The organism is Barnesiella sp. An22 (assembly GCF_002159975.1).
Classification (GTDB): domain Bacteria; phylum Bacteroidota; class Bacteroidia; order Bacteroidales; family Barnesiellaceae; genus Barnesiella; species Barnesiella merdigallinarum.
Genome location: NZ_NFJR01000009.1, coordinates 1 through 21,538 on the forward strand (window position 1 = coordinate 1; position 21,538 = coordinate 21,538).

Sequence of the window (21,538 nt, forward strand, 5' to 3'; positions counted from 1 at the left end):
GGGCGTTTAGCTCAGCTGGTTTAGAGCATCTGCCTTACAAGCAGAGGGTCGGCGGTTCGAATCCGTCAACGCCCACCACCAAGGCCGGACAACCGAGAGGCAAAAAAATCGTTTGACGGTCGGAGATAATCCCTGCGTGGCGGTCACAAGCCGCAACAAAACAGGGGCGTTTAGCTCAGCTGGTTTAGAGCATCTGCCTTACAAGCAGAGGGTCGGCGGTTCGAATCCGTCAACGCCCACCACTCACCAAAAACAACATATAAGTCCGCACTTGTAAGCAATCGGCTTGCAGGTGTTTTTTTATTTTCGGCCCTCCCGGTCGCGATAGGTCACCTCCTTCCCCACCAGCCGCTTGCCCTTGAACCGTACCGACCGGTTGCAGCACGAGCAACGGTAGTAGGAATAGTAGTGCTCGACAACCGAGGTCTCGCGCGTCACAAACTCGTCGACCGTATCGGAGACGACCAGCTTGTCGCCCTGCCGCTCGACCTTGCGCGAGAGCAGCCGGCTGTCGTCGTACTCATCGACCGTAACGACCCGTTTCAAATCGCCCCGCCCCAGGAACTTCAACCCCTTGACCGTATGGCAGTAGGGACAACGGCCATTGACATCGGCACTCCAGAACATCGCCGAGAGAATCAAGGCTACGTAAACGAAAAACATGTTGACCGACACCATCGAGAAATAGAAGAGGTAGAGGTGATAGACCACCAGGATGCACAGCACACCCACCACCTTGAGCCATCGGTTGGAGAGCGGGTGCAGATAGATGACCGTGTGGCGCAACCCCCACGACACCACGAAGGCCAACAGCAGCAACAGCGCGGCATCGACCAGCCCCACCACGCCCCGCGCGGCCCACAGCGGCAGCAACCGGCTCCCCACCCCTTCGCCCAGCGGATAGGCAGCATAATAGCCGGCCCGCACATAGTTGGGGTTGTAGCGAATGTGCGAATTGATCAGGTGCGAGAAGAAGGGCAGCGACCGGGTCGACTGCCCCGAGATACGGTAATCGGCCAGCGTATCATTCTCGAAGACGAGCATCAGTGTACGGTACAGCAGCGAGTCGTTCTGCAACACATCGACACTGGGCAGGAAGGCATACTTGCGGCTCCCCTTCACCACCACGCTCTGCGCCGGTTCGTACAACGCCTCGATAGCTGCCAGACTGTCACCCTTCAGCCGGTCCAGGTCCCGGTCGAAGACCGCCAGCCGGTCGACAATGAGATACTCCTTGTCGGGACTGCGCCAGGTATAGACGGGCATCTGCCCGCGAATGGGCCAGTAGAGGGGCTCGAAAGCCAGCTTCTCGCCGCTATCGAGCACATAGAGGTAGGGATAGTCGCTCCGTTTCGTCTCCGACTTCATGGGATTCTCGGCCAACCGCTCCACCCGCACGACCCGGCGAGACTCCAGTCGACCGTCGGCCTCGACCTTCACCTCCAGCCCGGTAGCCGTCTCGGGCACCACAGCCAGCCCCCGCGTTCCGTCGCGCAACTCTATCTGATACTCGGCCCACGGCTTGTAACTAAGCAGCACCCGCTCGTCGGGCAGGTCGTAGCAGATAGCCAACACCCGCACCGGCGTACCGGCCGGCAAACGCCGCACCTGCTCCTGGCCGTCGGCATCCACAACCCGCAAGTCGGTGCTCCAGCGCAAGGTCACCTCGTGCGACCGCTCCCGCACCTGCCCGACCTTCATCGACGAGTAGTCGATCAGGTTCCACAACCCGAAGTTGCACCACGGCAAAATGCAAATCAAAATCAAATAGATGACAAACGCACGCACCATGCGATAGACATCGGTGGCCTTATCTTGTGCCAGGTAACAGCTTCTGTCCATATATCCCCTTTTATCAACCGGTATTAAAAAGAGCCCTATCGCCCCAAGCAGGAATGCTGCCGGGGAAGAGGTTCAGCCTCTTCGCTCTGAACAAAAATAGACATTTTTTCTATTTTTACAAATTCCGGCTTAGAGGCGTGGTCGACAAAACGCCCAAGATTTTCCACTGCCGCCCCCCTTTCCCGTGGGGAGCCCCGAGCGCAAAAGGCATAAAAAAAGCGCCTGCATCGTGATGCAAGCGCCGTTGTCTGTGACCCCGGAGGGGCTCGAACCCTCGACCCAATGATTAAGAGTCATTTGCTCTACCAACTGAGCTACGGAGTCATTCCATAAGGAACGGGTGCAAAGGTAAGGCTTTTCGAGAAACCTGCAAAGGATTCTTCAAAAAATTTTTCGGCAATGTGCAAAATTCGTAAAAAAAGAGCAGCATCTACTCCTGCCCGTCGGGCTCCTCGAAGGTATAAAGCGCCGAGGGGTGGTTGCGGGTAAGCGCCACCAGCTCCACATCCTTGCCTACGCGGATACCCTCCTCGTACAGCCGGTTCTCGATGGTCTTGTAAGCCAGCTCGGGATGGTTGTTGTCGCCGCTGAGGTGGCACAGGAAAATGTTGCGCAACGCCGGGGTATAGATACGGGCCAGATAGTCGGCCGTGCGGGCATTGTCCATGTGGCCGTTGTCGGCCAGGATGCGCCGCTTGAGGTGAGGCGGATAGGTGCCGTGTTGCAGCATGGCCTCGTCGTAGTTCGACTCGATGACCAGGTAGTTGGCCTGACGCAGATACTTGTCGGCCGTCGGGGTGATGGTACCCAGGTCGGTAGCAAAGGCAAAATGCAGATTGCCGTACGTAACAAGGAAGCCCACGTTGTCGCTCCCGTCGTGGGGCACCTCGAAGGCGGTGATGGTAAAGTCTCTGATTTTGAAGGGTACCTCCTTGATGATGGCGCGGTGCGCGCTGTATACCTTGTCGACCATGCAGTAGTTGCGGTTCATGCCGTTCTTGATGGTCTCGGTGGTATAGATGGGGATTCCGAATTTCTCGCCCAAGGTTCCGGCCGCCTTGATGTGGTCGGCGTGGTCGTGGGTGATGCACAAGGCCACGATTTTTTCAAACGGTATGCCATACTCCCTCAAAACCTTTTTGATGGTGCGTACACCTTTGCCGGCATCGATCAGTATGCCATAATCTTCCGTTCCCAAATAATAACAGTTGCCACTGCTTCCGCTGGCCAAGCTCAGAAATTGCAAGCTCATATCCTTTTTTCTCCTTGGGGTACAAAGATAGTTTTTTAGCCGCACAATAGAAAATTATCGGCCACAAAGATATTGCCGCGATTCCGACAATTTTTTCCCGAAGCCCGGCAGGCACTCCGCCCTATTTGTAGAGCAGGAAGATGGCCGGGGTCTTCTGGTAGTTGTACGAGGTCTTGGCCCACTCGCTCAGCGAGAGGGTGCGGATGTTCTCGTCGGGGCAGGTGATGTTGGCCGCCACACACAGGCGGGTGTGCGGGCGACAGGTGCGCACGAGGTCCTCGATCATCTTGTGGTTGCGGTAGGGAGTCTCGATGAATATCTGGGTCTGGTCTTCGGCATAGACCCGCTGCTCGAGCTGCTTGATGTGCTTGGCCCGCTCGCCGGCCTCGATGGGCAGATAGCCCTGGAAGGCAAAGCTCTGGCCGTTGAAGCCCGAGGCCATGAGCGACATCAGTATCGACGACGGGCCCACCAACGGCACCACCGGCAGATGCTCGCGCTGGGCAATCGCCGCCACATCGGCTCCCGGGTCGGCCACGGCCGGACACCCCGCTTCGGAAATAACCCCCACGGGCTGGCCCTGACGCAACGGATTGAGGTAGCTGCTCACCTCGGTGGCCGGGGTGTGGCGGTTCAACTCGTAGAAGGTGAGGGCATCGATGCAAATATCGGGGTTCGACTTCTTGAGAAAACGACGGGCCGAACGCACATTCTCCACGACGAAATGGCTGATTCCGGCTATCACTTCGCGGTTATAGGCGGGCAGTACCCGGTCGATGGGAGTATCGCCCAGCGGTACGGGTATGAGGTATAAAGCGGCTTTGAGCATAACGACTTTTTTGAGGGCTACAAAATCTATCGGCAAAAATACCTATCTTTGTCGAATCGTGAAAATTTCCTCGACCCGATTATGACAGAACTGCCCTCTTCGTTTATCGACCGCACCCGCCGCCTGCTGGGCGACGACTACCCCCGCTTTGAACAGGCGCTCGCTACCGAGTCGCCGGTGAGCATCCGGCTCAACCCGGCCAAATGCTGGCCGGGCAGACCGTTGGGCGAAGCGGTACCCTGGTCGCAAGAGGGCTACTATCTGCCCGAACGGCCGGCCTTCACCTTCGACCCCTGCTTCCATGCCGGGGCCTACTATGTGCAGGAGGCAGCCTCGATGTTCCTGCATCGGGTCATCGACCAGTACATACACACCCCGGTGCGCTACCTCGACCTTTGCGCCGCACCCGGCGGAAAATCGACCGATGCCATCGCCTCGCTCCCGGCCGGCAGTCTGGTGGTGAGCAACGAGGTGGTGCCCAACCGCACCTATATCCTGGCCGAGAACCTGACGAAATGGGGCTCTCCCTTCTCGGTGGTGACCCGCAACGAGGCGGCCGACTTTGCCCGTCTCGAGAGCTACTTCGACGTGGTGGCTACCGATGTGCCCTGCTCGGGCGAGGGGATGTTTCGCAAAGACCCCGACTCCATTGCCGAGTGGTCGCCTGCCGGGGTGGACCGCTGCGCCGAACGCCAGCGGCAAATCCTCACCGACGTGTGGCCGGCCCTCAAGCCGGGCGGAGTGCTCATTTACAGCACCTGCACCTACAACCTCGAGGAGAACGAAGAGATGGTGCTCTACCTGATGAAAGAGCTGGGAGCCACCCCGCTCACGGTCGATACCGACCCGGCCTGGGGCATCGCTTCGGCTCTCGTACCGGGTGTGACGGCCTACCGCTTCATGCCGCATCTCACACGGGGCGAAGGGCTCTTCATGGCGGTGTTGCGGAAACCCGGCGAACCCGACGACTCGCACTCCCGGCTGCTCGACGAACCGGCCGGCAAACGCAACAAGAAGGGGAAGAAGACCACCCCGGCGACTCCCGTGCCCGACGAATGGTGCCAACGGCTGGCTCGTCCCGACGATTTCGACTTTGTGTCGCGCGGCGACAGTTTCCTGGCCATCCCCCGCGAATACCGGGCCGACTACCAGTTGCTCGACCGGCACCTCACCCTGCTGCAGGCCGGTGTCACTCTGGCTACCGTCAAGGGTCGCGACTACATTCCTCACCCCTCGCTGGCTCTCTCGACGGCTCTCGACCCCGAAAAGACACCCCGCTTCGAAGCCGACCTCGCTACGGCCCTGGCCTACCTGCGCCGCGAGAGCATCGTGCTGCCACCCGACCAGCCGCGCGGATACCTCATCGTCGCCTACCGCGGTTTCCCCCTCGGGTGGGTCAAGAATCTGGGCAACCGGGCCAACAACCTCTATCCGCAGGAGTGGCGCATCCGCAGCGGCTACACCCCCGACCTCCTGCCCGACCAGCCTGTCGAACACGTATAAGCACGAGGTATTCGTCTCGACTACCCGATACCCCCCCGAAACGGAAACGGGGGTACGGCCTTCGCCATACCCTCGCCCTGTACCTGTTCACGATTCACCCGCTACAACTTGGGAGCCGACACCCGGCTCATATCCCGGGGCAACTCCACCTTGCGGCAGCCGGGAAAACCATCTTTTATCAAGGCATTGAGCTCTGCCACCTCATCGGCATAGCTACCCCGCTTGCCACACACGTAGAGTTCGGTGAGCGGGTAGCGCTCCAGAATACGAGCCTCGAGCTGCTGCACGGTAGGCGTCTGCTCCAGAGCACTGTACTCCTCATAGGTATAGTCGAGGAAAGCCACGTGCTCGTTGATACCGCGGTTGTCGAGCCAATAGCCGTCGGCCAGTGCGGTGGGCTTGGCCAGGCGGCCCTGATAATAGAGATCGGAGGGAGCCGGATAGGCCACGATATGCTCGTGCCGGGCATCGAGTGTCACCGGCACATGGTCGCTGAAGTCGCGTGTCGTCTTATACACAATAGCCGACGGGAGAGCCTGGGCAGGCTTCGCCCCCGTGAGCACCTGCCCCGAGGAGGTCTTTTCGGGAGCCTGGGTAACCGGTTTGGAACTTTTGCATCCTGCACTGAGAATCAACATGGCCGAACAAAGAAAAATAATCGGTTTCATAAGGTTTCTATTTCTTGATAAATTGGGTTGTCTTCACTTCTTGAGCCGTGCGTACCCGCAACAGATAGGTGCCGACCTGCAAATCGGCCACGGGCACCTGCAGCTCTTCGCCCGGTGCGGGCGTCATATGGTCCCAATCGTAATAGGTATTCTCGATATTCTCTTCGTCAATCACCAAACCCTGGCTTCGCGTGGTATACCCCGGTATCGTTCCGGTTCCCTTCTCGGGCCACTGGTGGTACCCCATAATCTGAGCCATGGCCGTAGCCACACAGCCCACCACAGACCTGCCGCCATCGCTCATCACCGGGCATTGCAGATTGTAGGGATCGCCCTGGTCCCACAGGATACTGCCCAACAACGGAGCCACCGACTTGCCCGTGGCCTGTGTGGAGCGCTCTACCTTTTTCGCGGAGAGGGCGACGGCCTCGGGTGCAGCAGCAAGCGACTCGAGTTCGGTGGCATAGGAATTCAACAAATACCGGAAGTTGTCGGGCAGGCTGTCAATGTCGAACGGACCGGCATCGGAATACCCCAGAATCTCGGGAGCCCGGTCGTCGGCCGACACGATAACAAAACCCTCCCCCCGGTTAAAGACATAGAACAACGGCTGCGAATCCCCGCTGCGGGTATAGGCGAGCCGCGTCGAGGTCCCCATCGTCTTTTTAAGATTGCCGGCACTGCCTGCAAATTCGCTGGCTATCTGTTGTGCCTGCTGCACGGTGCGCGGCCGGGCATACAGCGATGCAGCCAACGACACACACAAAGCCACTATAAAAAATGGTTTCACTCGATTGTTTTTCATTTTAGACATCTCTACTACTGTTTCTGTAATATGGCTCGCCATATCCCTTTCTTATGGCGACTATAATATTATATGTGTGGTGCAAAAATAGTGAAAGGTGAGCGGAGAATAAAATATCGAAACTTGTTTCAGTATTTTTTATCCCGAACCGCATCCTATCTCCCAGGGAAAAATCGGGCAAAAACTTTTTCACATTCCCTTCACAATGTTTCCGCTCCAAAAGTTTCATATATCGGTTTTTTTATTACTTTTGCATGTAGGAATAGGACGAAAGTCGACTGGGATGCAGGTACGGAAATTCCTCTCTACCAAGCCCGGCAATCGGCCTGTTTCAACCGGCAGGGAGGCGCCATCAATGCGCTCCTGCAGTCATGTCGTTCTTCCTTAAAAACAGCCCTATGAAAACTCTGAAACTGATAAAAAACGATCCTTGGCTGGCCCCTTATAAACAGGCAATCGAAGGCCGTCATAACCGTGCCTTAGAAAAAATGGCCGAACTGACCAACGGCAGCGGCAACCTCTCGGAATTTGCCGACGGATACCTCTACTTCGGCCTTCACAAAGAAAAAGGTCATTGGGTATTCCGCGAATGGGCTCCCAACGCCAACGCCATCTACCTGATTGGTACCTTCTCGGACTGGAAAGAACAACCTCAATACAAACTGCTGGCTATCGGGAACGGCGTGTGGGAAATCAAGCTTCCCCTCAAGACACTGCATCACCTCGACCTCTACAAGCTGTCGGTCCACTGGAACGGCGGGCAGGGCGAACGCATACCCGCCTGGGCTACCCGCGTGGTGCAAGACCCCGAGACCTATATCTTCTCGGCTCAGATCTGGGACCCCAGACAGCCCTTTACCTTCACCAAGACCAACTTCAAACCCAAGACTTCGCCCCTGCTCATCTACGAATGCCACATCGGTATGGCCCAGCAGGAGGAGAAGGTGGGCACCTATAACGAATTTCGCGAGAAGATTCTGCCTCGCATCGATGCCGACGGCTACAACGCCATACAGATTATGGCCATACAGGAGCACCCCTATTACGGCTCGTTCGGCTACCACGTGTCGAGCTTCTTTGCCCCCTCGTCGCGATTCGGTACCCCCGACGACCTGAAGGCCCTCATCGACGACGCTCACCGGCGCGGCATCGCCGTCATCATGGACATCGTGCACTCGCACGCCGTGAAGAACGAGGTCGAGGGTCTGGGCCGCTTCGACGGCTCCTACGACCAATATTTCTACGGCGACAACCGGCGGGAGCACCCGGCGTGGGACTCGCTCTGCTTCGACTACGGCAAGAACGAAGTGATTCACTTCCTGCTCTCCAACTGCAAATACTGGCTCGACGAGTTCCACTTCGACGGGTTCCGCTTCGACGGCGTCACCTCGATGCTCTACTACAACCACGGGCTGGGGCAGGCCTTCTGCTCGTACGACGACTACTACAACGGCGGGCAGGACGACAACGCCATCGTCTACCTCACTCTGGCCAACGAACTCATCCACCAGGTAAACCCGCGCGCCATCACCATTGCCGAAGAGATGAGCGGCATGCCGGGCCTGGCAGCCAAATTCAAGGACGGTGGCATCGGCTTCGACTACCGCATGGCCATGGGTATCCCCGACTTCTGGATAAAGACCATCAAGGAGAAGAAGGACGAGGACTGGAAACCTACCGCCATATTCTGGGAACTGACCAACCGGCGGGCCGACGAAAAGACCATCAACTATGCCGAGAGCCACGACCAGGCTCTCGTGGGCGACAAGACCATCATATTCCGCCTCATCGACGACGTGATGTACTGGCACATGAGCAAGGGCGACACCAACTTTGTCGTAGACCGGGGCATGGCCCTGCACAAGATGATACGGCTCGTTACCCTCTCGACCATCAACGGCGGGTACCTCAACTTCATGGGCAACGAGTTCGGTCACCCCGAGTGGATCGATTTCCCCCGCCAGGGCAACGGCTGGTCCTACAAATATGCCCGCCGCCAGTGGGACCTCGTTGACCGCGAAGACCTCAAGTACCAGTACCTCGGAGCCTTCGACCAGGCCATGATTCATCTGGTAAGCCAGAAGAAGAAGTTCGAGCAGACCCCCATCGTCAAACTGTGCGAAAACGATGGCGACCAGGTGCTCGCCTTCATGCGCGACGACCTGCTCTTCGTCTTCAACTTCCACCCCTGCAAGTCGTTCAACGGCTACGGCATTCTGGCCCCCGCCGGCGAATACACCACCCTGCTCAGCAGCGACGATACCGAATTCGGTGGATATGGACTCGTAGACAAGAGCGTTCCCCACTTTACACGGCGCGACCCGCTCTTCGAAAAAGAGAAGAAGGAGTGGCTGCTGCTCTACCTGCCGGCCCGTTCGGCTCAAATTCTTCGCTGGAAGAGACCCGAAGAGATAGGCAACACCCCCGAAGCGACCGAAAAAAGCTCGACCCGGAAAACCGCCCAAACTGCCCAAAAACCGAAGACGGAAAGAAAAGCGGCTGCCCGCTCGACCAAAACCACAAAAGCGAAAAAGCAATAATCGGTAGAACAACCGAACACCATCCAATCGAGGGCTTCCCACACGGGGATGCCCTCGACTTGCATATACCTCACCCGGAAGAACGCTCCACCGCCCCCTCGCTCCCCACAACTCATCACCCCACCCGACCGACCAGGGCTTCTTGCCTCTCTAAGAAAACGGGAAAAGGCTACACCTCACCCCGTTGCACCTTACATTTCGCCGAAACGAAATAAGATAGATATACGTTTGTAACGATTCTGTAACATGAAAATCGTTCCTTTGCGATGCCAAAAAACATGCAAATTGGAGATTATGGAAACATTCTATCTGATTATCGTCATCTTTATTTTCTTCATCGCCGTCTTTGACCTGTCGGTCGGCGTGAGCAACGATGCCGTCAACTTCCTCAACTCGGCCATCGGGTCGAAAGCCGCTTCGTTCAAAATGATTATGGCCATAGCTGCCGTAGGTATTTTTGTGGGAGCCTCCATGTCGAACGGCATGATGGATATTGCCCGACACGGCATATACCAGCCACAGTACTTCTACCTGAACGAAATCATGTGTATATCGCTGGCGGTCATGCTCACCGATGTGGTGCTGCTCGATGTCTTCAACACCATGGGTCTACCCACCTCGACCACGGTTTCGATGGTATTCGAGTTGCTGGGCGGTACCTTTGCGCTGGCCATCATCAAAACGATAAACAGCAACGGACTGCTGCAGATGGGCGACCTCATCAACACCGACAAGGCGCTGCAAGTGATTGTCGCCATATTCGTGTCGGTGGCCATCGCCTTCTTCTTCGGTGTTATCGTACAGTATATTGCCCGACTGATTTTCAAGTTCAACTATCGGCGGCAACTTAAATATTTCGGTGCGCTGTTCGGCGGTTTTGCAGCCACGACGATTATCTATTTCATCCTTTTCAAAGGGTTGAAAGAGTCGACCCTGATGACCGCCGATACCCGGCAATGGATTCACGAAAACACCACGATGCTGCTGGGCTGCTGCTTCGTGGCCACTACGGTGCTGATGCAGATACTCACATGGTGCCGCGTGAATGTGCTGAAAGTGGTTGTGCTGCTGGGTACCTTTGCCCTGGCTCTGGCCTTCGCCGGCAACGACCTGGTGAACTTCATCGGTGTGCCTCTGGCCGGCTTCTCGGCCTACACCGACTATGTGGCCAATGGCGGCGGCGCAGCCCCCGACCAATACCTGATGACCACGCTGCTCGACTCGGCCAAGACACCGCCGGTATTCCTCATCGGTTCGGGTATCATCATGGTTATCGCCCTGTTCACCTCGAAAAAGGCACAGAACGTCATCAAGACTTCGGTCGACCTCTCGCGTCAGGAGACCGGCGAAGAGAACTTCGGTACCTCGCCTATCGCCCGTAAACTGGTGCGCATGACCACCAACACCTCGTCGTACATCATCAACAGCATACCGCCCAAAGCCCGGGCCTGGCTCAACAGCCGGTTCGACAAGGACGAAGTGATACTCGAGCACGGCGCCGCCTTCGACCTGGTGCGGGCCTCGGTCAACCTGGTGCTGGCCAGTCTGCTCATCGCCCTGGGTACTTCGCTGAAATTGCCCCTCTCGACCACCTACGTTACCTTCATGGTGGCCATGGGTACCTCGCTCGCCGACCGGGCCTGGGGACGCGACAGCGCCGTATACCGCATTACGGGTGTCATCTCGGTAGTGGGCGGATGGTTCATCACGGCTGGTGCAGCCTTCCTCATCTGCTTCATCGTTACGATGATTGTCTACTACGGTGGTACCATCGCCATCATCCTGCTGAGCGCCCTCGCCGCCTACATGCTTATCCACAGCCAAATCACCTATAACAAGAAACTGAAACAAGAGAAAAAGAGCTCGCTAGCCCAACAGCTGGTGGCCAACAAAGACAAGGAAGAGGCGCTGGTGCTGCTGCGCCAGTTCAGCCGCGAAGAGTACACCAAAGTGCTGGAGTGGAGCGCCGACCTCTACAACCGGGTAACTACGGGATTTCTGCACGAGAGCTACCGCACCTTGCGTAAGGCCATGGGCGACATCGAGACCGAGCGCAGCTACTTCAAACAGGTGAAACGGTTGGGGACCATAGGCGTATCGCACCTGAGCGATCAGGTTGGTCTGGAAAAGGGTCTCTACTACTTCCAGGGCAACGACTTCTCCTACGACATTATCCACGCCATCAAGCGCATGTGTGAGCCGTGTCTGGAGCACACCGACAACAACTTCAACCCGCTCGACAAGAGCCAGAAGGAGAACTTCGGTGCCATTGCTCCCGAGATTGTCGGCTTCCTGGAGAAGAGTCGGGAGCTTGTCGAAGAGAACAACTCAAGCCAGTACTCCACACTCTACAACCGGGGCAACCAGCTCATCAACCAGCTGGGTGTGCTCAAGCGGGAGGAGATTCGCAACATGCGTGAACAGGTGTCTTACATCAAGGTGGGCATCGTCTACCTCACCGTCATCCAAGAGTCGCAGAACGTGGTGGCCTACACCATCAACCTGCTGAAGATGAACCAAAAATTCCAGGAAGAGAATCAATAATATACAAGTCTCAATTTGCATCTTTTAATTTTTGAGAACTCGGGCCGCCTCTTGCGAGAGCAAAGGGCGGCCTATCCCTTTTTGAATCCGGTTCAAAAAGAGTATGCCACTACATGCGAGAGAGGTGTGCCTGCCGGAGAACCGGTCGACACACCTCTCTGGTGGTATTTGTACAACCTCGTGGTGACGAGGCTGTTCGAGTTTACAATCAAGGTTTATGCGGGGCAATGCGGATACCTATGTCGGAGATGCCGCGGATGCGGTCGTCGCGCATGGCCTGCTGGATAGTCACTACCTGGTCGCGACCGAAACGGAAACGATTGTCGAGCAACAACTCCTGCTGGTAGTACGAGCCCCAGCCACCACCCGACCAGCGACCGAACTCATCGGCCAGCTCGCAGTTGACGGTATCGGTCTTCTGCCGGCCGTCGGCCCCGGTATAGGAGACGAAGAGCCACAGGTTGCGGTAGGCATAGTCGCCATTATGGCGCAGCGTGAGGAAGAGGTCGTAACGCCCCGTCGAGTCGGGCGACTCGGGGGTGAACCGCTGTACGTCGCGTTTGAACCAACCGTTCTTGGGCAGCGTATTGAACTCGTTGTAGACATCGTTCTGTCCACACGAAAGCAAGCTCGCCAGCCACAGCGCGGCACATCCTATATACAACCCGTTTCGTTTCATCGTTTGCCTCGGTCTTACTCTTTTTTCTCTTCGCGCTTTTCGGGAGCGGCCGGTTTGGGTGCCGGCCGCTTGGGCGCCCCTTGCTGTTTGGGTGCTCCCTGTTGCTTGGGTGCGGCATTCTCGCCCCCCTCTTTACGGGGTTGCTGGCCGTTGGGCTGCTGAGCGTTGGACTCTTTGCCTCCGCCCCCCTTCTTGCCGTTGCGCGGAGGCTTGTTCTGCCCGCGGTTGCCGCCATTGTTGCCGTTGCCCGACTTGTTGCGCGGCTCACCGCCACCCTGCTGACGACGTCCGTTGTTGTTGCCGCCGCCATTGTTGCCGTTGTTTCCGCCGCCGTTGCCTTTTTTCTTCTTCTTGGCCTTGTCGAAGCGGGTAAGGCTGTCCTGTCCTACCACATCTTCGAAGTCGCGGCGTTCGGGAGCACGAGCTCCGGCCTCGGCCTCGAGGGTATCGGGTTTGATGCCCCGCTTGTTGAGGGCGATGATTTCGAACACCCGCTCGGCACTCACGGTCACCAGATTGGCCGCCATCGACTTGTCGGTCGAGTAGGACATCTCGCGTTTGAAAATATCGGTCTTGAAATGGTAGTAGGTGTTGAGTTTCGTCTCGAGCGGAATCTCGCGCGAGGGGAGCCGCTTCTGCGCCTCTACGTAGGCATCGGCCTCGTAATTGAGGCAGCACTTCAGTTTGGCACACTGCCCGGCCAGTTTCTGCGGATTGAGAGCAATGTCCTGATAGCGGGCGGCACTGGTGGCTACCGACACGAAATTGGTCATCCAGCCCGAGCAGCACAACTGACGGCCGCAGGGACCCAGACCGCCAATGCGTCCGGCCTCCTGACGGGCACCGATCTGCTTCATCTCGATACGCACCCTGAAGACCTCGGCCAGCACCTTGATGAGCTGGCGGAAGTCGACCCGTTCGTCGGCGATGTAGTAGAAGATGGCCTTGTTGCCATCGCCCTGATACTCGACGTCGCCGATTTTCATGTCGAGGTGCAGGTCCTCGGCAATCTTGCGGGCCCTGATCATGGTGTCGTGCTCCTTGGCCTTGGCCTCTTCGAACTTCTCGAGGTCGTTGGGCTTGGCCTTGCGGTAGACCCGCTTGAGCTCGGGATTGTCGATCTTGACGTTGTTCTTCTTCATCTGCAGCAACACCAGCCGGCCGGTAAGGGTCACCTCGCCGATGTCGTGCCCCGGCGAAGCCTCGACGGCTACCAGATCGCCCGGCACGAGCCGGATGTGAGTCGTGTTGCGGTAGTACCCTTTGCGGGTATTCTTGAACCGCACCTCGACCAGGTCGGTGTCGTCGTGCGACTCGGGAATGTCGGCCAGCCAGTCGTAGACCTCGAGCTTCGCCCCCTTGCGGCGGCAGTTGGCCGAGGTAAGCTGCGGCTTCTCCGACGGGTTTGTAGTATGATTGTCGTTTGTATGGTCCATGTTGGGTAAATCGTTAACACCGACAAGGCCCCAGACCGTACTCGAAACAGCGGTTCGGGTAACGCCCTACGGCCTCGTCGTTGGTTGATAAATGGGGGAATGGAGCGGTATGGCGTCGCCCGGCTTATTTGGCGAAGCTTACGGCCCGCGTCTCGCGGATGACGGTAATCTTCACCTGTCCGGGATAGGTCATCTCGTCCTGAATACGTTTGGCGATTTCGGTCGACAGATTTTCGGTTTCGGCATCGTCGATCTTGTCGGCACCCACAATCACGCGCAACTCGCGGCCGGCCTGTATGGCGTAGGTCTTCAATACGCCGGGATACGAGAGGGCCAGTTGCTCAAGGTCGTTCAACCGCTTGATGTAGGCCTCGACGATTTCGCGACGGGCGCCGGGACGTGCACCCGAAATGGCATCGCACACCTGTACGATGGGAGCCAGCAGGCTGGTCATTTCGGTCTCGTCGTGGTGAGCGCCGATGGCGTTGCAGATATCGGGTTTCTCCTTGTACTTCTCGGCCAGTTTCATACCCAGCAGGGCGTGCGGCAATTCGGGCTCCTCGTCGGGCACCTTGCCTATATCGTGCAGCAGACCGGCGCGACGGGCTTTCTTGGGATTGAGACCCAGCTCCGAAGCCATGACAGCACAGAGGTTGGCCGTCTCGCGCGAGTGTTGCAGCAGGTTCTGACCGTAAGACGAGCGGTATTTCATCTTGCCCACCAGGCGGATAAGCTCGGGGTGCAGACCGTGTATACCCAGGTCGATGGCGGTACGTTTACCGGTCTCGATTATCTCCTCTTCAATCTGTTTGCGCACCTTGGCTACCACCTCTTCGATACGGGCAGGGTGGATGCGGCCGTCGGTTACCAGCTGGTGCAGGGCCAGACGGGCAATCTCGCGACGCACGGGGTCGAAGGCCGAGAGCACGATGGCCTCGGGGGTATCGTCGACGATAATCTCGACCCCGGTAGCAGCCTCGAGGGCACGGATGTTGCGGCCTTCGCGACCGATGATGCGGCCTTTGATTTCGTCCGATTCGATATGGAATACCGTTACCGAGTTTTCGATAGCGGTTTCGGTGGCTACCCGTTGGATACTTTGTATCACGATGCGCTTGGCCTCTTTGTTGGCGGTCATCTTGGCATCGTCCATGATGTCGTTGATATACGAGGCAGCCTGCGTTTTGGCCTCCTCCTTGAGCGACTCGACGAGACGCTCCTTAGCCTCTTCGGCCGAGATACCCGAGAGGTGCTCCAGACGCTCTACTTCCGACTTGTGGAGTTTCTCGAGCTCCTGTTTCCTCTTCTCTACCAGTTCGAGCTGGCTGTCGAGGTTGGCACGCACGGCCTCGGTCTCGCTTTTCTTGCGTTGCAACTCCTGTTGTTGCTGCGAGAGCTGCATTTCGCGTTGCTTGAGTTTCGACTCGGCCGACTGTATCTTGGCATTGCGGGCATTGGCCTGCTTCTCCATTTCGGCCTTCATGTGGATAAACTTCTCTTTCACCTCGAGCAGTTTGTTTTTCTTGATGACCTCGGCCTCTTTCTCGGCCTCTTCGAGGATGGTCTTGGAGCGAGCCGCCAACAGGTAGCGGTTCACCAGAAATACAACGAGACCGCCTATCACGAGACCGCCTACGCTTGCGGAGATTAGTAGTATGTAATTCATCGTTTCTAAATTATAATTATAAAAAAAGCACTACCAGCCGCCCACCTCCGGAGCTGCTGCAGTGCAGGAATTATCTCTCTTTTCGATACCGCTATTCTATACGGTATGCTCGTTTAATATCTGTTCCGCCTCGACTTCGAGTCTCTTCAAATCGGCCAGCAGGTTCTTGCGATCTTGTACCATCTCGCAGTAGAGTCGAGCTATCTCGACGGCGACCATCGCCATTACCGATTCCGAATCCATCAGTCCGTCTTTGTACTTGTCCCGGTAAAAAGCCCATCGCTTGTTGAACAAGTCGGCGGCATCTCTCCAATATTTTTCGTCCGCACCGTAATCGACCCGCAAGGCTAACGGGTTTTTCAGGTCGGCAATTCTCAGAGTTATCTTTAATTTATCATCGTTCATAGCATCCTATTCGTTCAAGAGTGAGATGCACTTATCGATTTCCCGCACCAACCTGGCAAATCTGGCCTTTGTTTCGGCGACACTCGACCCCTCTTGTGCCGTAATCGATCGCGAGAGTTTCAGATTGTTATACCTCTTCTCCAGCTCGTCGTATCGTTGCTGCAATGCCTGCATATCTTGCCCGCATTGCGCCAAGCGGTCTTTGAGTGACCCGTTCTCCTCTTCGAGAGACTTACATAAATCGCTAATAGCGTGAAACTTAGCGATAAGCGATTCTATTATGTCTTTCGAATTTCCGGCCATTATCTCACCAAATTCTATACAAATATAGATAATTCCCGACAAAAGCGACAAAAACAGGGGGAATATTTCTTATTTTCTCAAAATTATCACAATTTTTAAGTTTATTTGACAAGCCATCTCTTCTGATATTTCTTGCGAAAAATTTTCGGACCCGCGTATCGACTTGCCTCTGCTCTCGCCTTTTGCCATCTTTTCAGAAGACAGGAGGCGGCTCGGCATGGTCAAATTTGAAAACAAGTTTTCATTTGCCTCTGCTCTCGCCTTTCACTATCTTTGCATTATGCGGAAAATCATACACATCGACATGGATGCCTTCTATGCCTCGGTCGAGCAGCGCGACAACCCGGTCTATCGGGGCAAGCCTATCGCCGTGGGGCACAGCGGCCCGCGGGGCGTAGTGGCTACGGCCAGCTACGAGGCTCGTCCTTATGGCGTGCACTCGGCTCTCTCGTCGGCTCAGGCCCGGAGGCTCTGCCCTCAGCTTATCTTCGTGGAACCGCGGCACGAGGTCTACAAGGCGGTGTCGATGCAGATACGCAGCATCTTTGCCGACTATACCGACCTGATTGAGCCGCTGTCGCTCGACGAAGCTTTTCTCGACGTGTCGCACGAGCGGTCGGCTACGCTGGTGGCCCGCGAAATCAAACGCCGCATTCTGGCCGAGACGCAACTCACGGCATCGGCCGGGGTGTCGGTCAACAAGATGCTGGCCAAAATCGCCTCGGACTACCGCAAGCCCAACGGGCTCTTTACCATCGCTCCTGCTCAAATCGAGGCGTTTGTCGCCACCCTGCCCATCGAACGGTTCTTCGGTATCGGCGAAGTGACGGCCCAGAAGATGCACGCGCTGGGTATCCTCACCGGGGCCGACCTGCGGCAGTGGGACCGCGCCTCGCTCATGCGCCAGTTTGGCAAGGCGGGACTTCTCTACTACGGCTATGCCCGCGGCATCGACGACCGCGAGGTGGTGCCCAACCGCATACGCAAATCGATCAGCGCCGAGACCACCTTTATCGAAGATACCGACGACCGCGCCCGGCTGGCGGCCGACCTGGGCGAGGTGTGCGACGAGGTATGGGGACGGCTTCAACGCCACCGTTTCAAGGGGAAGACGGTGGTGCTGAAACTCAAATTCGACAATTTCAAACAGATCACCCGCTCGAAGACGCTACCGACCCCGGTCGACTCGTTGGCCACACTCTACCGCGTGGCGCAGGAGCTGCTCGCGGCCTGCGACTTCGGGGGACACAAAATCAGACTTATCGGCGCAGGCGTAGGCAACTCGCTCGAGGCAGGTCTTGACGGCATACAACTGCGGCTCCCTTTCGACGACCTGCCTTAACTGCCGCCTCGAGACCGTCACCACACCACGGTCCGCCCACGCGCTCACCGCGGCTACCGACGACAACCGCCACATAAGCACTGTGAATTATCAACTAAGCTATTGTACATTAGAAAATAATATCGTATCTTTGCCCCGCTTTTTGAAAATTCCGTGTGATGGGAAATTAAGGAGCAAGAGAAATCACTTAATTTTGAGTAACACAAAACAACAAAACAATGAAAACATTTCAACTGAATGGTACGGCCCGTACCGATCTGGGCAAGAAAGCTGTAAAAGGCCTGCGTAAACAAAACCTGATTCCTGCCGTTCTCAACGGTGGCGAACTGGTAGACCTGCCTTACACCGGCACCCTGAAACCCTGCGAAAAACTGGTAGAACTCACGGGTGGTAAAAAAGGTATTATCGTTACCGATTTCACTGTAACCAAAGACGCTGTTCGCAAACTGGTTTACACTCCCGATATCTTTGCCGTAGAACTGAACATCGACGGTGAGAAGAAAATGGCCATCTTGAAAGACCTGCAATTCCACCCCGTAACCGACGCTATTCTGCACATGGACTTCCTCGAGGTTACCGACAAGAAACCGGTGGTTATGGAAGTTCCCGTTCAACTCGAAGGTCACTCCGAAGGTGTACGTGCCGGTGGTAAACTGAGCCTCTCGATGAGAAAACTCAAAGTGAAAGCCATCTACACCAACATCCCCGAACGTCTGGTTATCAACATCGACAACCTGGGTCTGGGCAAGACGCTGCAAGTAGGCGAGCTCCACTTCGAGGGTCTGGAACTGATGAACGCCAAGAATGCTGTGGTTTGCGCCGTTAACCTGACGCGTGCCGCTCGTGGTGCTCAAGCTAAACAAGACTAATCAAACACCATCTTTTTGTAGATGAAATATCTGATTGTAGGGCTGGGGAATATCGGTTACGAATACGAGAATACCCGGCATAACATAGGATTCAGAGTATTGGACGCCTTGGCTAAGGCGTCCAATCTCGTTTTTACCGACGGCCGTTACGGAGCTACCTGCGAGCTTCGCATCAAGGGACGTACCCTCGTGCTGCTCAAGCCCTCGACCTATATGAACCTGAGCGGGAACGCCGTGCGCTACTGGTTGCAGAAGGAGAATATCCCCGTAGAAAATCTGCTCGTCGTGGTCGACGATTTGGCTCTCCCCTTCGGCACCTTGCGGCTGAAACCCAAAGGCAGCGATGCCGGTCACAACGGACTGAAGCACATTTGCGAGACACTGGGCACGCAGGTCTATTCGCGGTTGCGGTTCGGCATCGGCAACGACTTTCCGCGTGGCGGGCAGATCGATTTCGTGCTGGGGGCCTTCCCCCCGGAACAAGAGGCACAACTGCCCGAGAAGCTGGAACGGGCCGGCGAAATTATCAAGAGTTTCTGTCTGGCCGGTGTACAGCAGACCATGAACCAGTATAACAACAAGTAGCAACTATGGCAAAAGAAGAGGTACGAATCGACAAGTTCATGTGGGCCACCCGCATCTTCAAAACCCGCACCATCGCTACCGAGGCCTGCAAAAAGGGCCGGGTGATGGTCGACGGCGTAGGGGTGAAGCCCTCGCGCACGGTCAAGGTGGGCGACACGATACAGGTGCGCAAGCCGCCCGTGACCTACTCGTTCAAGATTCTGGCTCTGGCCGAGAACCGCATGGGGGCCAAACTGGTGCCGGGCTATCTCGAGAATGTCACCCCACCCGAGCAATACGAACTGCTCGACATGGTGCGCATCAGCGGCTTTGTCAACCGGCAGAAGGGGCTGGGACGCCCCACGAAACGCGACGGCCGACAGATGGCACAGTTCCTCGAGTCGCAGTATGCCGACGACGGATTCGATTTTGACTTCGATTTCGACGACGACCTGGACGAGGAATAATATTAAATAAATTTAAAACTCGATTGAAACTGCAGGGGTAATATCCCGTTCCCGGGGATTGTGCCTTACCTTTGCCGTTGCAAATCTATCTTTTATGTGGGCTAAGAAGCTGAAAATAGTATGTCTGTTGCTGGCCGGTTGCCTGGGAGTGCTCTCTACGACACTTCCGCATCATCACCACGCCAACGGCATGATATGCCTCGAGTTCAACCTGCTCGGCAGCGACGACTCCCACGCCAAAAGCGCCGAAGAAGAGACCGACGATTGCACCGGCTGCAACTGGTTTGCCTACAAGATACCGGTCGATCTGGCATCGTTGCATCAGCACCTAACCCTTCGGTTTGCCCCGGTCAAGATATTGCTGGGTACCTGGGCCGTATTGGCCGACTGGGTCGTCGACATCCCCGACGAGTCGCCCACGTATGGCATCTATGTCGAACGGCTGCATACGGCCGTCTTTCTCCAGACCCTCGCTCTGAGGGCCCCTCCCGTAGCATAGGTATATAGTTTTGAAATCGTGTTGTCTCGCAGAGCATCATGCACTGCCGAGCCATGCGTACGTGCGGCCACCGACATGGCCGTAACGATTGAAACATCTGTTTATTCAATATTAAAGCAATACCTATGAAACGAAACATATTATTGACAATCACAATCTTATCGTATATTCTGTGGAGCTGCTCGGGCTCGTCGCACACCGATGGCGAAGCCCACGAACACAGCGACCACATCGAAGAGCACGACCATGAGCACAGCGAGCACGAAGGTCACGACTACGAAGCCGAAGGCCATGGCGACGAAATCATCCTGAAAAAAGCCGAGGCCGAAGCCATCGGCCTGACCACCAAAACCATAAAGCCCGAGAAGTTTCACAGCGTGATTCCCTGCTCGGGTACTCTCTCGGCCGCCCAGGGCGACGAGATGACGGTCGTAGCCCCCGTGTCGGGCGTGGTCTCGCTGGCCGGACGGCATATCACCGACGGCAGTCAAGTATCGAAAGGGAGCGTGCTGCTGCGCCTCTCGGCCCAAAAGCTGGCCGCAGGCGACCCGGCACAACGCGCCCATATCGACTACGAGACGGCTCGCAAGGCCTACGACCGGGCCAGCGAACTGGTGAAAGACCAGATTATCTCGCGCCAGGAGTACGAACGGATAGCCAAGGATTACGAGACCGCCCGGCTGGCCTACGAGGCTATCGGCGGAAACGGGACGGGCAGTGCCGTGCAGGCTCCCATGAGCGGCTACTTGAAAAACATTCTGGTGAACGACGGCGACTTCGTGGAGATGGGACAACCGCTGATGACCCTCTCGCAAAACCGCCGGTTGCAGTTGCGGGCCGAGGTGCCGCAACGCTACTACAAGGCACTGCCTACCATCGCATCGGCCCACTTCAAGACCTCGTATGACGACCAGGTATACAGCCTCGACCAACTGAACGGCAAGCTGCTGAGCTACGGCCGCGGCTCCCTGGCCGGCGGTGCCTACGTGCCGGTGGTCTTCGAACTCGACAACCGGGGCGATGTAGTGCCCGGTGCCTGTGTCGAGGTCTATCTGCTCTCTACGCCGGTCGACAATGCCCTGGTGGTACCCGTCTCGGCCCTCACCGAGGAGCAGGGACTCTACTTCGTCTACCTGCGTCTCGACGAAGAGGGATATAAGAAGCAAGAGGTCACGCTGGGCGATACCGACGGGGCCAACGTGCGCATCCTCTCGGGTCTGCACGAGGGCGACCGGGTGGTTACCCGCGGTGTCTATCAGGTGAAACTGGCCGCACACAGCGGTGTCATTCCCGAAGGTCATTCCCACAACCACTAATCCGCCGCA

The 21,538-nt window shown here is 56.7% G+C and carries 18 protein-coding genes and 3 tRNA genes; 11 read left to right on the top strand and 10 right to left on the bottom strand.

The window, feature by feature from the left end:
• Positions 1–78: transfer RNA gene (locus B5F38_RS09420), tRNA-Val, on the top strand.
• Positions 79–164: 86 nt separating this feature from the next.
• Positions 165–242: transfer RNA gene (locus tag B5F38_RS09425), tRNA-Val, on the top strand.
• Between the two features lie 58 nt (positions 243–300).
• Here B5F38_RS09425 and B5F38_RS09430 read toward each other — a convergent pair.
• The 4 genes from B5F38_RS09430 to B5F38_RS09450 all read right to left on the bottom strand — a co-directional run bounded on the left by B5F38_RS09430 (position 301) and on the right by B5F38_RS09450 (position 3,923).
• Positions 301–1,842, bottom strand: coding sequence for a hypothetical protein (locus B5F38_RS09430; protein WP_087409041.1), 1,542 nt, complete (start codon positions 1,840–1,842; stop codon positions 301–303).
• A 251-nt stretch (positions 1,843–2,093) separates the two neighbouring features.
• Positions 2,094–2,166 (bottom strand) — tRNA-Lys (locus B5F38_RS09440).
• A gap of 106 nt (positions 2,167–2,272) precedes the next feature.
• The gene (locus tag B5F38_RS09445; RefSeq protein ID WP_087409043.1) at positions 2,273–3,094 is read right to left on the bottom strand and encodes an MBL fold metallo-hydrolase; all 822 of its coding nucleotides are present in this window, start codon (positions 3,092–3,094) and stop codon (positions 2,273–2,275) included.
• A gap of 121 nt (positions 3,095–3,215) precedes the next feature.
• Entirely contained in the window at positions 3,216–3,923 is a 708-nt protein-coding gene (locus B5F38_RS09450; protein WP_087409044.1) for an SAM-dependent methyltransferase, read from the bottom strand.
• 81 nt (positions 3,924–4,004) lie between these two features.
• Between B5F38_RS09450 and B5F38_RS09455 the strand changes: the two genes are divergently transcribed.
• Positions 4,005–5,426, top strand: a complete 1,422-nt coding sequence (locus tag B5F38_RS09455; RefSeq protein ID WP_087409123.1) for an rRNA cytosine-C5-methyltransferase — start codon at positions 4,005–4,007, stop codon at positions 5,424–5,426.
• Between the two features lie 101 nt (positions 5,427–5,527).
• On the opposite strand, the gene B5F38_RS09460 is transcribed toward B5F38_RS09455, so the two are convergent.
• Together B5F38_RS09460 and B5F38_RS09465 are read right to left on the bottom strand one after the other, a co-directional pair.
• Positions 5,528–6,094, bottom strand: a complete 567-nt coding sequence (locus B5F38_RS09460; RefSeq protein WP_087409045.1) for a hypothetical protein — start codon at positions 6,092–6,094, stop codon at positions 5,528–5,530.
• A 7-nt stretch (positions 6,095–6,101) separates the two neighbouring features.
• Positions 6,102–6,884, bottom strand: a complete 783-nt coding sequence (locus B5F38_RS09465; protein ID WP_158096866.1) for a thiol protease/hemagglutinin PrtT — start codon at positions 6,882–6,884, stop codon at positions 6,102–6,104.
• Positions 6,885–7,297: 413 nt separating this feature from the next.
• Between B5F38_RS09465 and B5F38_RS09470 the strand changes: the two genes are divergently transcribed.
• Both B5F38_RS09470 and B5F38_RS09475 read left to right on the top strand, forming a co-directional pair.
• A complete protein-coding gene (locus tag B5F38_RS09470; protein WP_087409047.1) occupies positions 7,298–9,439 on the top strand; it encodes an alpha amylase C-terminal domain-containing protein in 2,142 nt (713 codons plus the stop codon).
• Positions 9,440–9,733: 294 nt separating this feature from the next.
• On the top strand, positions 9,734–11,983 hold the full coding sequence (locus B5F38_RS09475) for an inorganic phosphate transporter (RefSeq protein WP_087409124.1): 2,250 nt from the start codon (positions 9,734–9,736) through the stop codon (positions 11,981–11,983).
• Positions 11,984–12,191: 208 nt separating this feature from the next.
• Here B5F38_RS09475 and B5F38_RS09480 read toward each other — a convergent pair whose 3' ends face one another.
• The 4 genes from B5F38_RS09480 to B5F38_RS09495 form a co-directional block, all read right to left on the bottom strand.
• Positions 12,192–12,662, bottom strand: coding sequence for a gliding motility lipoprotein GldH (locus B5F38_RS09480; protein ID WP_087409048.1), 471 nt, complete (start codon positions 12,660–12,662; stop codon positions 12,192–12,194).
• Between the two features lie 14 nt (positions 12,663–12,676).
• The gene (ricT, locus tag B5F38_RS09485) at positions 12,677–14,098 is read right to left on the bottom strand and encodes a regulatory iron-sulfur-containing complex subunit RicT (protein WP_087409049.1); all 1,422 of its coding nucleotides are present in this window, start codon (positions 14,096–14,098) and stop codon (positions 12,677–12,679) included.
• 124 nt (positions 14,099–14,222) lie between these two features.
• Complete coding sequence (rny, locus tag B5F38_RS09490) at positions 14,223–15,764, bottom strand: ribonuclease Y (RefSeq protein ID WP_087409050.1); 1,542 nt, start codon at positions 15,762–15,764, stop codon at positions 14,223–14,225.
• A gap of 96 nt (positions 15,765–15,860) precedes the next feature.
• Positions 15,861–16,169, bottom strand: a complete 309-nt coding sequence (locus B5F38_RS09495; RefSeq protein ID WP_087409051.1) for a cell division protein ZapA — start codon at positions 16,167–16,169, stop codon at positions 15,861–15,863.
• Positions 16,170–16,752: 583 nt separating this feature from the next.
• Here B5F38_RS09495 and dinB point away from each other — a divergent pair.
• The 6 genes from dinB (at position 16,753) to B5F38_RS09530 (ending at position 21,529) form a co-directional block, all read left to right on the top strand.
• On the top strand, positions 16,753–17,814 hold the full coding sequence (gene dinB / locus B5F38_RS09505) for a DNA polymerase IV (protein WP_206422490.1): 1,062 nt from the start codon (positions 16,753–16,755) through the stop codon (positions 17,812–17,814).
• Between the two features lie 218 nt (positions 17,815–18,032).
• Positions 18,033–18,683, top strand: coding sequence for a 50S ribosomal protein L25 (locus B5F38_RS09510; protein WP_087409053.1), 651 nt, complete (start codon positions 18,033–18,035; stop codon positions 18,681–18,683).
• Positions 18,684–18,704: 21 nt separating this feature from the next.
• Positions 18,705–19,268, top strand: coding sequence for an aminoacyl-tRNA hydrolase (gene pth, locus B5F38_RS09515; RefSeq protein ID WP_087409054.1), 564 nt, complete (start codon positions 18,705–18,707; stop codon positions 19,266–19,268).
• A gap of 5 nt (positions 19,269–19,273) precedes the next feature.
• The gene (locus B5F38_RS09520) at positions 19,274–19,714 is read left to right on the top strand and encodes an RNA-binding S4 domain-containing protein (RefSeq protein WP_087409055.1); all 441 of its coding nucleotides are present in this window, start codon (positions 19,274–19,276) and stop codon (positions 19,712–19,714) included.
• A gap of 94 nt (positions 19,715–19,808) precedes the next feature.
• Positions 19,809–20,213: a DUF6769 family protein gene (locus B5F38_RS09525; RefSeq protein WP_087409056.1), complete on the top strand. Its 405-nt coding sequence runs from the start codon at positions 19,809–19,811 to the stop codon at positions 20,211–20,213.
• Between the two features lie 125 nt (positions 20,214–20,338).
• On the top strand, positions 20,339–21,529 hold the full coding sequence (locus B5F38_RS09530; RefSeq protein ID WP_087409057.1) for an efflux RND transporter periplasmic adaptor subunit: 1,191 nt from the start codon (positions 20,339–20,341) through the stop codon (positions 21,527–21,529).
• Positions 21,530–21,538 lie beyond the last annotated feature (9 nt).

Bases quoted from the DNA above. Each gene is read 5' to 3' on its own strand.
- B5F38_RS09430 (WP_087409041.1), bottom strand. From the start codon at position 1,842: ATGGACAGAAGCTGTTACCTGGCACAAGATAAGGCCACCGATGTCTAT.
- B5F38_RS09445 (WP_087409043.1), bottom strand. From the start codon at position 3,094: ATGAGCTTGCAATTTCTGAGCTTGGCCAGCGGAAGCAGTGGCAACTGT.
- B5F38_RS09450 (WP_087409044.1), bottom strand. From the start codon at position 3,923: ATGCTCAAAGCCGCTTTATACCTCATACCCGTACCGCTGGGCGATACT.
- B5F38_RS09455 (WP_087409123.1), top strand. From the start codon at position 4,005: ATGACAGAACTGCCCTCTTCGTTTATCGACCGCACCCGCCGCCTGCTG.
- B5F38_RS09460 (WP_087409045.1), bottom strand. From the start codon at position 6,094: ATGAAACCGATTATTTTTCTTTGTTCGGCCATGTTGATTCTCAGTGCA.
- B5F38_RS09470 (WP_087409047.1), top strand. From the start codon at position 7,298: ATGAAAACTCTGAAACTGATAAAAAACGATCCTTGGCTGGCCCCTTAT.
- B5F38_RS09475 (WP_087409124.1), top strand. From the start codon at position 9,734: ATGGAAACATTCTATCTGATTATCGTCATCTTTATTTTCTTCATCGCC.
- B5F38_RS09480 (WP_087409048.1), bottom strand. From the start codon at position 12,662: ATGAAACGAAACGGGTTGTATATAGGATGTGCCGCGCTGTGGCTGGCG.
- ricT (WP_087409049.1), bottom strand. From the start codon at position 14,098: ATGGACCATACAAACGACAATCATACTACAAACCCGTCGGAGAAGCCG.
- rny (WP_087409050.1), bottom strand. From the start codon at position 15,764: ATGAATTACATACTACTAATCTCCGCAAGCGTAGGCGGTCTCGTGATA.
- B5F38_RS09495 (WP_087409051.1), bottom strand. From the start codon at position 16,169: ATGAACGATGATAAATTAAAGATAACTCTGAGAATTGCCGACCTGAAA.
- dinB (WP_206422490.1), top strand. From the start codon at position 16,753: ATGCGGAAAATCATACACATCGACATGGATGCCTTCTATGCCTCGGTC.
- B5F38_RS09510 (WP_087409053.1), top strand. From the start codon at position 18,033: ATGAAAACATTTCAACTGAATGGTACGGCCCGTACCGATCTGGGCAAG.
- pth (WP_087409054.1), top strand. From the start codon at position 18,705: ATGAAATATCTGATTGTAGGGCTGGGGAATATCGGTTACGAATACGAG.
- B5F38_RS09520 (WP_087409055.1), top strand. From the start codon at position 19,274: ATGGCAAAAGAAGAGGTACGAATCGACAAGTTCATGTGGGCCACCCGC.
- B5F38_RS09525 (WP_087409056.1), top strand. From the start codon at position 19,809: ATGTGGGCTAAGAAGCTGAAAATAGTATGTCTGTTGCTGGCCGGTTGC.
- B5F38_RS09530 (WP_087409057.1), top strand. From the start codon at position 20,339: ATGAAACGAAACATATTATTGACAATCACAATCTTATCGTATATTCTG.